Genomic DNA, 14,297 nt, shown 5'->3' with positions numbered 1-14,297 from the left:
TGAATGGATGCGATTGACCGAAGGGCTGCACCCGAAACGCGGTGAGTGCTCCGTCAGCATCATGTTCCGTGGTGTGGTTGTCGGCCACCCGCTGGCTTGCTCAGACGACGGCTATGCGGAGTCATCGACGCGAATTTGGACTTCGTTCTTGCGGTGAAAGCACGAGGATATCTTGGAAAATGAAACGTCACCGGGACCGAAATAGACCCATGAGCATTCGACGAATTTCACGCGAATTTCCGATTCAAAGTGACCCCATTACCGCCCATCCTGCGGCGGCCCAAGCTTGCACTCCACCCTGATGCTTTTGGGCGCTGCCGTGAAGCGACTCTGCGAGTTCGGGTCCCCGTCGGTGGCGCCGTGTGAGGAGGTCGTCAGTCTGCGTCCTCCGCATTGGGCTCCGGGCCAGGCTCCGCTTGATGGCTGCAACCCGGTGCCCGCTCGTCGATTTGATCCGAGCGCCCGCCATGGCCGAGATTCGCGTCCATGTGGCCGACAGACCCTCGTCGCAGCGTTCACGAATTGTCGTGGGGCGGCGGTGCCTGTCGGCTCCCAGATAGCTACCCGGCCGCTCCTCAGGCCACGTGGGAAATTCGGAGTAAGAGGCGCGGGTGGTGCCGGGGAAGCGAAGCTCGACGGAGCCAATTAACGAGCGGATCTCAGCGAGGGGGTGGATCAAGAAGTCAATGTGCTCCGACGAGTGTGCGGCGGCGAAAGCCGGCAAGCGTTCGCCAATCCACAGCGTCTGGGTGCCGACCGTACCGGTAACTCCCAGACGTGTCGGGCCGGCGCGCGGCGCCACGATGCCACCTGCCCGTGTGCAGCGTGTCCGCACGGTTGCCGGCGGCGCTGGGCCGCTCATAATATGGGCCTATTCTCGGTTCAGATTCGCCAGTGTCTTCAAGATTTGGTTGACGGCGGCTACCGCCAGCACCAAGAGCGGCGGGCGGGAAGACCCGCTGCCCGGGACGCTGAGGAGCTTTGCCTCCTTGCCGCCCATCGCAGGCGTGCCGTGCAGGGCGGTGAACGCCGCGAGCGAACCCACTCCGGTCAAGAGGGCGACCCCCCGCTCGAAGGAAGCGGTGCAGTGGACACGTGAGTTCGGTGCCGGCGGTGCGCGGCGACACCGCCGGGCGTGGCTTCGATTTCGATTTGTGGTGACGTGGTGTCTTGCATGATTCGTTATCCTCTCGAGGACTGGTTGCCGCGCAGGGTGAAGGCGGCCGCCGACGATGCCAGCCGCCTGTGACGCTAGAGGGAGCGGTCCATCCAGACCTTGACAAATCCGGTCCGTTCGATGAGATCGGCGGCGACCGCTGCGACCGCGGCGGCGTCGATACCCATGACGATGTGCTCGTCGAGCTGCTCGGCGATGAGCAGGACTCCATCTCGCTGCCGGCCGCGCACCTCGATGTCGCCGACGAGCCCGGTGACGGTGCGGAGCGCCTCGGCGAACGCGTCGGATACGGTGGCGGTGCCCAGCTTGACGGCGGCGCGCTCAAGCTGGGCGGTGTGCTCGTCGTCGTAGTCCAGCGTCGTGTTCGTAGTGACCTTGGCGACCAGGACGATTCCGTAGAGGGGGGAGCTCGTGATGCGGGCCTTGATAGTGATGGGGCTGTACATTGCGTGTCCTCTCTGGACAGTTAGGGGTGGTGCGGGGCGGCCAGCGGGTGTGCTGGCCGCCTTCAGTAGTTACCCTGCAGCGGGTTAAAAGTTCTTGAAGAACTGGGCGTTGGCGGGGGCTTCCGGGTTGAGCTTGAAGCCGGCCCAGTACCAGACACCCGCGTTCTTGTGTGCGGGTTCCATGCGGTCGATGACACCGCGTTCGCCGAGTGCCCCGACGAGGGCGCGCTGCGACCAGGGGCGGATGCCGGACTCGACGCAGAACGCTGTGAAGGCTCGGTAGGTGATGGCACGGTTGGCGTTGGCCGTCGGCTCCACGATGCAGTATTCCTCGAGGAACTGGCCGAGCGTGTCTCCCGACTTGCGGTACGCGGCGGTGAGGCGCTCGACGGCCGCCGCGGTGCCCAGGCCGTGCTCGCGGAAAGCGAGCGCACCACGGACGAGCCAGGCCAGGATGCCTTCGGCTTCCAGCTGGAGCGTGTCGGGCAGATTGACGTCCTTGGCCTCCTCTGTCACCTGGTTGTCGAACGGGACCGCTTTGATTCGGCGCCATGAACCGCGGTCCTGCTCGGTCACGCGGGGCAAGTGATTCGTGATGAACACCGGGGTGTGCGACGGCCGGAAACTGAACCGGTCCTTGAACAGTTTCCGCGCGGAGATCGCGTCCTTCGATGCGATGCGTTTGAGGGCCGCGGAGTCCAACTGCTGCCCCGCATTGCTCTCCTGCATGATGGCGAGCCGCTTGCCGTGGAGCTCAGCGAGCTGCTCGTCCGACGGGTGGCCGAGCAGGATATCGGGGCTCAGCGGGACGACGAAGTCATTGCCCATGGCGAAGGAGATCGCGTCGATGAAGACACCCTTGCCGTTCTGCCCGGCCCCGGTGCAGAAGATGGCGAACTCATCGCGGACGTCACCGAAGAGGGCGCTCCCGAACGCGCGCTGGACATAGGCGATGAGCTCGGCGTCCTGACCGAACGTCTCCCCGAGGAACTGCTCCCAGCGGGGTGCCTTGGCCGTGGGGGAGTAACTGGTCCCGGACCGCTTTGTCTGGAGCAGACGGCGGTCGTGAGGCTTGAGATTGCCAGTGAGGAGGTCCACCATCCCGTTGGCTACGTTCAGCACGTTCGGCTCGAGGTCGAAGTCGAGTTCATTGACCGCGAGGTCTGGGTGTGTAGCACCAACCTTGAGCGCCGCTTCCAGGGCCCGGACGCCGCGGCCCGCCTTGTAGCTCTCCTGGTTATCGGTGTCACGCTCGGTGAGCGCCATGGCGCGACGGAGCAGCGGGGCGGTTGCCCGGCGGTCCCAAATGCTGCCGTTCCAGCGCATCCATTCCTTTCCGTCGATGTTCCAGACGGCGTCCTTCTCGGCGAGGCATTCGGCGGCGAAACGGTCGCCGCGGCCCACGTCGTCCGCAGAGTAGTAGCGGGTGAGTGCTTCGGCCTGCGCCGGGTTCAGAGTCCGCTCGTTGAGGAGCTCGGTGAGCGGGGCGGGTGCACCACCGGCGCGGGCGGCGGCCAGGAAGTCGTCGATGCCGCGCTTCGGGTCGGCTTCGGTGGCGGGGACACAGACCATGCTGACGCTGGCGCCCTGAGCGGTGAGCAGCGCGGCCGTGGTCGCGAGTGCCCGCTTGATCATGCGGTTGGTTGCCCAGTCAGCATCGAACGCCATGTAGACGGTGCGGCCCGCCCACGGGATGAGGCCTAGGGTCTCGGCGACCAGCACCGGGTTGTCGCTCGGGTTCTCGGGGGAGCCGGCGGCGCGGTACCCCATGGTGACACCGGTCAGGGCAATGGGGACGAGCTTGACTCCGGTGCGCAGCGCCTCGGAGAGAACCGCGTCGGCCTTGGGGATTCCCTCGGTCAGCAGCACCGGGACCGTAGTGTCGTCGACCCAGCCCGCGGCGAGCGGGTGGATATCGGCGGGCAGCATGTAGTCCTCGGAGCCGCGCCGGGTGGGCTGACCGTTGGCCCCGGGGAGTGCAGCCTCCCAGGACTCGAACGCCGGGACCTCGAACTTGATTGACGTGAACTTAGTCACGTGCTTTTTGTTGACCGGGACCTCGATACCGTCGGCGTCGAGCTTGACGGGGTTGGCCTTCTTGGTGGCCTCCAAGTCGATGACACGGCGCGGGCTATCCAGGCGGACCTGGACGTTAGCGTACAGGTCACGGCCCGCGTAGAGCGGGATGACGAGGGCGCGAACATAGCGGCCGGTCTCGGGGTCGGCCTCGCAGAATGCCTCGTTCTGGAGACGCGACCAACCGAACTCCTGGATGGGGCCGGTCGTGGGTGAATCCTCCGGCAGCGGGAGCGGAGTGCAGGAGAAGTACCCGCGGGCCTGGGCGACCAGAGGGGACACGCCGCGGGTGGCGAGGTAGGCCGCGTGCTTCGCGTCGAGCTCTGGTGCGGCCGAGCCGGCGTCGAGCATGGTGACGTCGATGGGCTCGGTACTGGGCCGGATGATGACCGGTGTTGAAGTGGTTACGGTGGCGCTCATTGTTTGGTTCCTAACCAAGGGGGCCGCGTGATGCGGCGCTTTAGGCCAGGGAGGGAATCCTCCATGACAGCCTCGGTGCTGTGTATGTATGTCAGTTAGGTGCGGCGATGTTTGGTGCGGTGCAGTTTGTTCCTCACCTTTCAGATGCGCGAGCGGGGCAAGACTGGGGCAATCCGAAACAATTCTTTTTGTGCCCGATTCGGTGGGCCCCTTCCACCTGCGAATATCCGGGCGGGATGGCGTCAGATGGTCTGTGAACGGTGTTGCTGATCTAGGTCATGACGGATCGAATTGATAAGCGCAAGGAACCGAGGATGCCCGCTCAGATTCGGGCCGCGGAAGCGTTCAAGGAATCCACCGGGGCAACCTCAGGTGCCTCCACAGGAAGCCGTCTATCCCAAGAGTTGACGGGCGGTGCGCGACCCGTGGGCAGATGGGCAAAGGAGTCCAAAAATCGTTCTCTGCACGCAGTTTGTCTGGGGCCTCGTGCCGTGCTCTTTCGGCAATCCAGGAACAAAAGGACAAAAGGAACGCTTTCGGGCGGATCCATAAGTCCAAAGAAGCGAGGTGTGTTTCTAATAGCTGTATGAGAAGTTCTCGTAAAATGTTCCTTCCATTCCTTTGTTCCTCGAGACCCCGGAAAGACGGAGGAGTTGGCCCTCATCGGGCCGAAAATGTTCCTCGAAACCTCCCCAAATTTGGAAACTTGTTCCCCAAATCTTCCCGGTCGACCGCATAGGTGCCCCGCGGGTCCATCTCAACCGGCCGGGCGAGCTCCCAGCGCCCTGCCACGGTCCGTGGAAGTCGCCGACAGACGCCCTATGGATCGTTTCCGGGACGGTTTTGGCGGACATCCCCCGAACATTTCCGCCGCGATGCCGCGCCGGTCGCTCACCTCACGGTCCTGTGACGAGCCGCGGGATGGCGGCTGCGACCTCGGTGCGCGGAAGAGGCCCGGTCGGACGGCTTTGCGCAGGCTAGATAATCCGGGGTCTAACCCTCGAGATGTTGGTTATCGCCGAAAGAGGGCCGTCAGTACGGTGGCCGCGGCTCTCCTTGCATGCGTACGACGGATCCCCCGCCGGTATTCCCGGACCGCTTCCTAGCTCTCGTGAGGCCCGACGATCCATGAACACCATCGTGGAGGGCAACAATCACACCTGCGGCAGCGGGCTGAGCACGCCCGCTGACGTCCCGTATAACCTCGTGGCCGGCACAGGAATCGGGCCTGCCTCGGCCTTGGCCACTGCACTCACCCGGAACTAGCAACGTTTCAGCATCATCCTTGGCCCCCGGTTCCTCGCCAGCGGCGACCCGGCGTGATCGGCACGCCCACCGAAGCACAACAAGGGGTGATGAAACTAGCCCACTAAACCCGCCGTGACCCTGTGACTTCGAGAAATTGCGCTTGGCTTGGCGATACGAAGATGCCAGTACAACGACAGGAGTCATCGGCAGTTGGGCTTCTAAAAGGCGCCCCTAGTTCCGGCCATCAAGTGCCACAACGGTGTCATACAGGCCATAGCGGCGAAGCTCCACGTGCGAGTCGATTCCAGTGTACGAAAGGGATGCATCCTCGTAACGACGGAAGGCGAAGACGGCCTGATTCATGTGAGCCGAATTGAATACACCGAGCGACACGAGCAAGTCAAAGTCCTCGACCGTGAGTCCGGTAACCGCTTTGAAGAGTTCCGGCTCAAGCTTGGTGATGACATCGTGAAGTGTGTTCTCCCGAAAATCGGTGAGATACATAAAAGCGGGAATGCGGGTTGCGAACTTGATCAGCTTTTCCTGGATCTGCTTTCGCTTCGACTTGTATTCCTTCTCCTCTGCCGAGAGCTCCTTCTTCTCCGAGGTGGTCATGCCGTCGCCCGCCGCCTTCTTGGTATTTTTGACCGCTTCCGACTTATTGACGACGGTTTCAAAGATTGACGAGCCAAGGGCGCGGAATCCCTCAATGTTCATCACGGCATCCATGGCGGCCTGCGATCCCATGATCCTACGCAAGGTGTCATTGTCGACGTTCACGAGGATCGCAGACTCCCATTTACGGGCTAGCAAAGTTGCCGAGGTCCCGGCCATCACAATGTCGAGGATGCCAGCTGCGTCGACCTGGGTCATGTTCGACCCGTCGTATGCCAGCACAGGGAGGAAATTAACAAGTTCCTCTATGGCTCGTTCAGGATTTGGTGTCTCCGGGGAGAGCCCCGCTCCATATTCTGCAATCTGCTTAAGCGCCCGCGTCGGTGCAAAGTCAAACACGAAACATACAGGCTTCAAGATCTGTTCGGATTTTGGATCGTCGCCGTTAGGGTTCTGAATCGTCCATGGCGATTGCACTCGGAAGGCAGCCTGAAAGTAAGTTTCGGGCGACTTAAGGTTGCGCAGCATGAGTATCGACGACCAAGGCGGCACCGTGACACCAGTAGTGAGTTTTCCGACGGTCAGAGTGATGGTCTTCGTGTCGTAGCCGTTGCCAATCGCTTGGCGCACGGGAGGAAGCGCATCCAGACCATCGCCGATTCCAGGAGCCGATACATTCACGACCGCGTAGTCATGCCAAGACGCGTTTTGAGGCTCAGCCAGCAAATTCGCCATTGCGGCACAGGACGTTACCCTTGGCAGCATCCAAAGCGAGTGCCGAAGGTAGGGAAGCAAACGAGTATCGGAGTAAGGGAAGGGTGGCCGTGTGCCAGCCTTCATAGCGTCGACCTGCGTCGGGAGGTGCGACCCGCGGATGATGTTGAGCCATTTCTGCACGTCGTCTTTGTGAATGAATGCTGCCTCCGATGATGCTCCAGTGGCTTCGAAGAAGGCATTGAGATCGAACTCGTCGAACTCACCCTGGTTCGCTACCGCGACGAGTTCGTCAGGCATTTGGTAAGTGAGGAGCCGCATCTCGGGTAGCGCCGCATACGGATTGCGTTCGGCCGGCCGCTGATCCGCGAACTCGGCCTTCGCGCGTTGTTCGTCGGTATACGTCCAGTTGAAAATCTGCTCTTCGATGAAGCGTCCTGTGGCGAGCGCCTTGAACGGTGTCCCGGAGAGGTAGAGGTATGCACCGGCGCGGATTGGAACAAAGGTATCTTCGGCGCTGCCGAGTTCCTCGATCTCGTGGGCGAAAATCTCGAGGTCGCTGCCAAACTCCAGTTCCAGTTCCCTCTTCCTAGCCGAGTCATCCTCCCCCTCGAAGAGCTCCCTTGCCGCGTCCCGCCAAGCGCCAAAGTGGTATTCGTCGAACACGACTAGGTCCCATGGCAATTCGGTCAGCCACCGGTGTTTGGCCTTAAAATTGCCAGCGCCGTCGCGGCCCAAGAGATCCTGGAAGGAGCCAAAGTACACGAGTGGGCGATCTGGGTCGGCATCGGCTGGATCGGTGCCCGTCTGACGGGAGAGGTACTGCCAGTTATCAAAGTCGACGTGCGACTCGAGATCTGACTTCCACGCATCTTCGACTGCAGGCTTGAACGTGACGACGAGTACGCGCTTCGCCTCCATGGATTTGGCAAGTTGATAGGCGGTGAAAGTTTTGCCGAAACGCATCTTCGCATTCCACAGGAACTCGGGCACTGCGTCGGCGTCTTGTGCCCATATGGAGTCGAAGTAGGCGAGCGTCTTCTCAACAGCATTCGTTTGTTCTGAGCGCATCCTGAAATCATGATGATGGGTCCCGCTGTACTCACGATTTTCGCGTAACTCCTGCACCACGGTGAGTACATCGGCGGCGGTGCAGCGCACCCATTCGCGGCTCGACTCGAACACGACGTTCTCAAAGCCCTTAGCGACGAGTCGCGACCGTACCTCGGTATCAGTGATCGCACTGCCGTCAGCGCGCTCAGCAGACTTATCCACCTCGATTGAGTACTGAACCCTTGCTTGACCTTGGGACTGACGAATACGGTCGTTCACGGGCTGCGTCGTCTGCCCGACCTTGAGACATCCGCGCCACCGCTCAGCAACCTCGGGGCTCGACCATGCATATAGGCGAAGTCGGACGTCGGGCTTCGGCGGGAGAAGATCGTCGATGGACTTAGACATTGAGACTCATCGGTCGGACGATGCTCTCGATGAACGCGACCTCTTCGTCGTTCAGGCCGTACTTCGCATAGAGCTCTTCATCGGTCCACGGTTTGGAGAAGTCCTGCGTGGGAATGAATGCATATGCAGCTCGCGAGATGTCCTGGCCGGAAGCCCTCAACACGATCAGAACCCGGAAGAATCTCGTCGTGACATAGCTCAAGCAATTTCGCGCCTCCGCTTCGGAGTCGAAATCTCCGAGCAGTACGTAGGTTTCAGTGACGACTGATCCTGGCTCTAAGATCCCTGTCAAAGAGAGCACCCGGCGGCGGCCATCCTTGTCCGCCTGCCCGGCATGCTCCGACGAGGACTTTGACGTGAATACCTTCCACCTGTCGATCAGGTGTGTCGCCTCAGTCAGTTCTGATCGCTTGGCCCAACTCCGTCCGCCGCTTTGGAGCACCAGTACGTCATCGATGTTGCTCTTGACTTTTGAACCGCGGAAGAAGGTCCGAAGGCCGAACGGCTTCTGCCCACTGACCTGATCAGCGAACCGGTGTCCTTCAGGCAGCGCGAGACTCGCGGTGGCTGCCCCTGATTCAATTGCCACGATCTTCTTCAGAATCGAGATGCCTTCGTTATGGCGGATGAAGACATCGGCTCCAGGCTCGAGAAGTGGGCGCACGACCTCGCTGGTGCCACCTTTCCGGTGCGAACTAACGAGGCATTCGCCGCGGCTTTCGCGATTCCACAGGAAGTAACACACTCCGCCGGCGACGTCCACTCCGGGAAACACGTCTCTGCTGTCTAGGAAGTCTGCAATCACTCGCACCCGGTCGTCGGACAGCATCTCAGAGCGGAAGGCCGCGAGACCGCGACCGCCAGCGAACCATCGAGATGGAATGACCATGGTAAGGAATCTGGGTTCGAGCGCCTTGGCAGCATCGACGAACTTCTGATAGATCGGCATTGCGCTTGCGCCAGCGCCGCCATCCTCGAGTTGATATGGCGGGTTCCCGATGACTACATCGAATTGCACTTCGGCTCCGAACATTTGCTTGAACTGCGCCTTGATGTCGGTCGCGTGGATGAAGGGGTAGGCGTGTGTTTCGAGGTCTTTAGAGCGGGCATACTCTGATCTCGGAGCGCCGCAGTATGCGCACCTATCGGCCGCCCAGGTGTGCTCGGTGCGTTCGAACCAGATGTTGCCCCAATCGCGGTCGAACGACTGTGCGACGGAGTGCTCACCAGTCGCATCCTTCGAACAATAGACGCTGCGGCGGGCGATCAGGCTCGTGAGTGCCGTGATCCCGATTCCGAAGACCTGCTTGGTGAGGATGTGGTCGACGCGCTCACTTAGATCCGGAATCTCATCCACCAGACCGCGGTTGAGCCGTTCGACGATCTCACGAAGGAAGACGCCTGACTTCGTGAACGGGTCGATGAAGGTAACCGTCGGGTCTGCCCAGATGCTCTTGCCGTCGTTCGTTTCAGCCCAAGCTAGCTCGAGCGTGTCGAGCACCCGGTTCGCGAGAACGGGCGGGGTAAATACCTCGTCGTTGGAAAGACTCGCAATGCACGTGAGTACGTCAGGGTTGTGACCCTTGAGCGTGAATTCTGCCTTCGCCGAGAGGGTGCTCATGCCGCGAGCTTCTGCACGGTCATCGGCGCGAAGGTGGCGACGGGAACGAAGACCTCGTGATCAATAAAGTCTTCCATGAGGGTCCCCTGCGTGGACGATTGCTGCGAGAGCGCGTCATAGCGAAAGTCTCGTCGCTGGAACTTGCCTCGGCCCAGGTAGCTCCACTGGGGGAACGTAATGTGCTCGCCATCGCTAGCGGTCACGGTCAAGGCGTTGCCCTCAATGATGTTGAGCGCGAGCACACGTTCTGCACAGCGCCACCAAGCATCGGCGCGTTCGAGGTTGAGGAAGGTTGCGAAAGTGCTCAACAGCCTCGACCGGCACTCCGCCGCGTTGTCGGGGAGCAACTCGATGCCATAGACGCACATCAGGGCAAGCAATGCGTAGTGACGGCGCTCGAACTCGCTGCTGCCGTAGCGAGTCTGCACGACCGCTAGCTTCCGTTCGAGAATCGGAATAAGGAAGTTACCGGAGCCGCAGGCCGGCTCGAGGAAGCGTGAGTCGATGCGCTCTGTCTCCGACTTGACGAGGTCGAGCATTTCTTGAACCAGCCACGCCGGGGTGAAAACCTCACCATGCTCCGCGACACGTCGCCGTGATTTAACCAGCTTTTCGGGAGGCGTTATGTTTGTTGGCACAGGTACAGATTACAAGTACCGGGCCTGCTCGACCCGGCCAGGAGGCGCGGCCCCGATGCTGAAATCGTGTTTGCCCGGTTGCCACTCCCCGGATTCGCGGCGGAGATATCGATTGTTTTGGTAGCGCTTTCGTTGGAACGTCCGTCAGTGCACCTCGCGAGCGTACCTATCATTTGTCTCGTGGTTAGCCGGACAGAAGCAGGCCAATCCATGCTCACGAGGACACGTCTCCCACAGGCGTGATTTGACCGTGACGCCACTCGAAGAGGAGATATTCAGAGCGATCACTGCATTTAGACGGGACTCAAGAAGCGTGCGTCAGCGGCACCAAATTGAATTAGCGAAACCCTTGAATCACTGTTCAATTGCCGTTGGGTCGAAGAGGTGCGTCCCGGGTCGAAACCTTGGCGTCCAGATAGTCATCTCAGATTGTTTCTTCGGTCCGTTGGCTCGGTCGGATCGGGCAACTAGCCAACCTTTGTCAACGCGATGAAGATCATGGTCGCCGAGTCGTTGTTGTTGCAGGTCTGAAAAATGAGCTCGTGGCCATCTGGGATGGAACCGGTGTTCTCAACCCCAAAGGAGAGTGTTGCGACTATCCCGTCTACTCGCCAGGTTCCGGCGTGTAGGCCAGTGAGAGTGACCGTGGCCCCAGATGTTTGCGGGAAGGCGCTACCGCCGCAGCCCCAGTGTTCCAAGACGACTGGCTTGCCGCCGTACCAGTCGGTGACGTCCACTGCCCCCTTGCACATGTCCACCTCTGCTTGCTTTCCGGTGGTCCATACGTGCCAGGTAGTCTGCGCGACCACGGGGGATCGCGGGGCGGCAAGGCTCGGGCCTGGGCCGATAAGGGTGCGCTGCGTCGCGGCCCCGGATGGTGTTGTTGATGTGTTCGTAGCGGCTTTTCTTGCTGCGGCCTTGGCCGCAGCGGCCTGAACCGCCGCAGTGGCTTTGGCCGCCGCAGCGGCCTGAGCAGCGACCTGTCTATCATGGTCGTCTTGCCACGCGCGGATGGCAACGGTGATGGCTTGGGTAGGCGTCTCGAGGTCCACGTTCACACCTGTGGGGTGGAGCTGTTGAAGGGCAGCTTTACCCGCCTCGTAGGCGGCGGGGCTGTCCTTCGGGGTGGTCAGAATGAGGGTGAGCGCACTCGCGCCGGTGGCCAGCGCCCCTTCGGCATTGGCCACAAGAGGTTCAGCTGCGGCCACGGCGGCGCTGAGGGCGTTGGGAGCGTCGGGGCTCAGGACTTTACCGGCGCTGCTGGCCAGGCTGCCTGTCGCGGTCGTGAGGTCCGCTCGAGCTGCGGTCACCTGGGTGACGGCGGTGGTGCGCGCCGCGAGCACGGTGCTGAGGGCCTCGGAGTACGCCGTCTCAGCGGTCTGCATTTGGGCTGCGGAGGCGATGGCTGCGGTGTCTGTTGCCCAAATGCCTGCGAGGAGGGCCACGATGAGGGCCCCGCCGACGATGGGGAACCGGCGGCGCAACTGCAGTGGTGCGTGCATCTGAGGCTTTCTTCATGCCGGCTCGTGAAGCCTTCGAGGAAGGCTGCCCCGGCCAGAGTCGAATCTGACTGGAGCAGCCATACAGTCCCGGACCCCCCGGAATCCCCACTGTCCGTCGAGATTTGAGTCTCACCGGAACTTGTACGAGCGTACAATACTTTGTGGCGTGGACTTTCGAGGGTGATGGCTAATGTGGAAGGTGGCTACACGCGGATTTTCCCTTCGGCGCCTGTCGTCGTTCAGGGCTCCGGCAATAGGCCGCGTCGTGCTGAGGCTCGGGAAGCGCAGGAGGCACGGTGGCTCGAAATGATTCCCGGTCGGCGGCGATGCGGGACCGGATCCTGGCTGCCGCGGCAATTGATTTCGCCGACCGCGGTTATGCGGGCACCTCGATTGGCCTCATCGCTGAGAGGGCGGCGACCGGCAAGGGCCAGGTCCAGTACCACTTCAGCGCCAAGTCAGATATCGCCCTCGAACTCGTGCGCTCGTCGTTCTCCCGCGCGCCGTTCGCGAACGTGATTGACGATGGCCCTACGGTTCGCGGGATGGAAGCGATAGTGGCCTCGATTCGCGGTGTCGCGGGCGCATTCCGGGACGACGTGAGTGTTCGAGCGGCGGTGCGCCTCGTTCGCGAGTACCACCTCATTCCGGTCGCCCTTCCCACGCCCTATCTTGGCTGGGTCGCGCGCATTGGAATGCTGCTCCGTGAGGCGGAGGCAGCCGGGGAGATTCCGACCGGCCTGGACCATGACCTCGAGGCCTGGCATCTCGTGGCCTACTTTTCCGGCGTGCAGGAGGTCTCCAACCGGCTCACCGACCGCGATGACCTCCCCGAGCGAATTGAAGAAATGCTTGCGCGCGCCCTCCCCGCGCTTGGCGTGGTGCATCCAGAACGATTCCTCTGACCGCCTCGGGTTTTGCTTGACGAGGGTTCCATTGGGAATTCTCTACCTCCTTTCTTGTACGGTCGTACAGTAGGCTCAGTCCCAAAAAGGGGCTTGCAATGGGGGATTCGATTTTCCGCGAGTTTGAGCGCACCGGCAGGCTCGGACTCTCTGCTCAGAGGTTACGAGATCGTTTTAGGGCTCTCCCCAAGACCGCTCGAATCGGCCTGGCCGCCGGCCTCGCCGCCCTGCTCATCACCGGTGCCACCGCCGGCGGGTTCGGCGTCGTCACCGCAGCCAACGCGGCAACGCACGCCAGCGCATTCACCGCCAACACCGAAGCAGTCACGGCCCTGACCGATGCCCGCACCCGGGACGCCGCGGCCAGCAAGACGCTGGTCGACGACCTGGTCGCCGGCACGACCCTGAGCACCAAGGTCACCGCACTGGTGGGAGCCGCAGCCGGCCTCGCCGACCCGGGCGCCCAGGCGGCGCTCGAGGCAGCGCGCAAGAGCCTGGGCGACACGGTAGCGAGCATCGCCGCCGACCGTCACCTGGACCTGGCGACCGGCCTCTCCCTCACGAACGCCATCGCGGCCACAACCGTGACTGGTATCTCAGCGAATGCAGAGACCGACGCGATCACCGCAGCCACGTCGAGCATCACCAAGCTGACCGCAGACACCACCGGTTCCGCCCGGGGCAACGCCTACCTGGCGGCAACCCTCGACAAGGTCACCAAGGCTGTCACCGCCGCGTTCACCCCCGTCGTCAACTCGGTCCCGGCATCCGGCCAGGCCCGCCTGGACGCCACCCCGTCCGCCGGCGCTCCCGAACGCGACGCCCTGACCGCAGCCATCGCCGCAGTCAAGGACGACGGCACCATCCTCGACACCCTCTGGGCCTACACGCAGGCGGCCAGCGCGGCCACCACGTCACACAACGCGGTCGAAGCCCAGAAGGCCGCCGAAGCCGCGGCAGCAGCCGCAGCTCAGGCCGCAGCCGCTCAGGCCGCAGCCGACGCTGCAGCCAAGTCCAGTTCCTCATTCGGCAGCAGCTCCACTTCGGGGAGCGGCTCCAAGTTATCCGGAGGGACTAGGCCGTCCAGTGGCAGCGTCTCCTCCTCGGTCTTGGGCGGCAGTTCGTCCGGCGGCAGTTCTTCTAGTGGGGGTAACTCAGTAGGTGGGCCCTCAGGCGCCGACAGCAGTTCATCGAATAGTGCGGCATCCCCCTGGTGGCCCCTGCAGATCCACGCGGGCAGCAGTGACTGCCAAGGGGCCGGAGGAGGCCAGCAGGTCAGCTACGGCAGTACGCTGAATCCGCCTTCAACTGCATTCAGCGTGACCACCTACGAGATTCCTGGCTACGGCTGGGGTGTCACCTGGACTTGCGACACGGGGTGGTAGCCAATCGGAGCTGCATCCTTGGAATGGCGCGTTTCTGAGGCGCGCGAGGCAGGGTAATGGGGCCCGGATGGATTCCTCGCCCGCCCAAC

Annotated in this window: 9 protein-coding genes; 3 read left to right on the top strand and 6 right to left on the bottom strand. The window is 62.2% G+C overall.

The features are described 5' to 3' along the window. Nucleotides 1–1,251: 1,251 nt before the first annotated feature. The gene (locus tag E3O46_RS04365) at nt 1,252–1,623 is read right to left on the bottom strand and encodes a hypothetical protein (protein WP_134449424.1); all 372 of its coding nucleotides are present in this window, start codon (nt 1,621–1,623) and stop codon (nt 1,252–1,254) included. Between the two features lie 84 nt (nt 1,624–1,707). Next, nucleotides 1,708–4,119: a phage/plasmid primase, P4 family gene (locus E3O46_RS04360; protein ID WP_134449425.1), complete on the bottom strand. Its 2,412-nt coding sequence runs from the start codon at nt 4,117–4,119 to the stop codon at nt 1,708–1,710. A gap of 1,128 nt (nt 4,120–5,247) precedes the next feature. Here E3O46_RS04360 and E3O46_RS18165 point away from each other — a divergent pair. Continuing rightward, nucleotides 5,248–5,385: a hypothetical protein gene (locus E3O46_RS18165; protein WP_166787380.1), complete on the top strand. Its 138-nt coding sequence runs from the start codon at nt 5,248–5,250 to the stop codon at nt 5,383–5,385. Between the two features lie 213 nt (nt 5,386–5,598). Here E3O46_RS18165 and E3O46_RS04355 read toward each other — a convergent pair whose 3' ends face one another. The 4 genes from E3O46_RS04355 to E3O46_RS04340 form a co-directional block, all read right to left on the bottom strand. Beyond that, on the bottom strand, nt 5,599–8,157 hold the full coding sequence (locus E3O46_RS04355) for a DEAD/DEAH box helicase family protein (RefSeq protein WP_134561167.1): 2,559 nt from the start codon (nt 8,155–8,157) through the stop codon (nt 5,599–5,601). Next, nucleotides 8,150–9,778, bottom strand: a complete 1,629-nt coding sequence (locus E3O46_RS04350; RefSeq protein ID WP_134449427.1) for an Eco57I restriction-modification methylase domain-containing protein — start codon at nt 9,776–9,778, stop codon at nt 8,150–8,152. The genes E3O46_RS04355 and E3O46_RS04350 overlap by 8 nt, the downstream gene beginning before the upstream one ends. Then, nucleotides 9,775–10,416 (bottom strand): DNA methyltransferase family protein, encoded by a 642-nt coding sequence (locus E3O46_RS04345; RefSeq protein WP_241987332.1) that lies wholly within the window; start codon nt 10,414–10,416, stop codon nt 9,775–9,777. Before E3O46_RS04345 ends, E3O46_RS04350 begins: the two co-directional genes overlap by 4 nt. 467 nt (nt 10,417–10,883) lie before the next feature. After that, entirely contained in the window at nt 10,884–11,918 is a 1,035-nt protein-coding gene (locus E3O46_RS04340) for a hypothetical protein (RefSeq protein ID WP_134449428.1), read from the bottom strand. A 326-nt stretch (nt 11,919–12,244) separates the two neighbouring features. On the opposite strand from E3O46_RS04340, the gene E3O46_RS04335 reads away from it, so the two are divergent. Together E3O46_RS04335 and E3O46_RS04330 are read left to right on the top strand one after the other, a co-directional pair. Further along, nucleotides 12,245–12,823 (top strand): TetR/AcrR family transcriptional regulator, encoded by a 579-nt coding sequence (locus E3O46_RS04335; RefSeq protein ID WP_134449429.1) that lies wholly within the window; start codon nt 12,245–12,247, stop codon nt 12,821–12,823. A gap of 98 nt (nt 12,824–12,921) precedes the next feature. Further along, nucleotides 12,922–14,208, top strand: coding sequence for a hypothetical protein (locus E3O46_RS04330; RefSeq protein ID WP_134449430.1), 1,287 nt, complete (start codon nt 12,922–12,924; stop codon nt 14,206–14,208). Nucleotides 14,209–14,297 lie beyond the last annotated feature (89 nt).

Source organism: Cryobacterium glucosi, assembly GCF_004402235.1.
GTDB lineage: Bacteria > Actinomycetota > Actinomycetes > Actinomycetales > Microbacteriaceae > Cryobacterium > Cryobacterium glucosi.
Note: the sequence above shows the minus strand (reverse complement) of the source record. Positions and strands in the feature narration are given on the sequence as shown.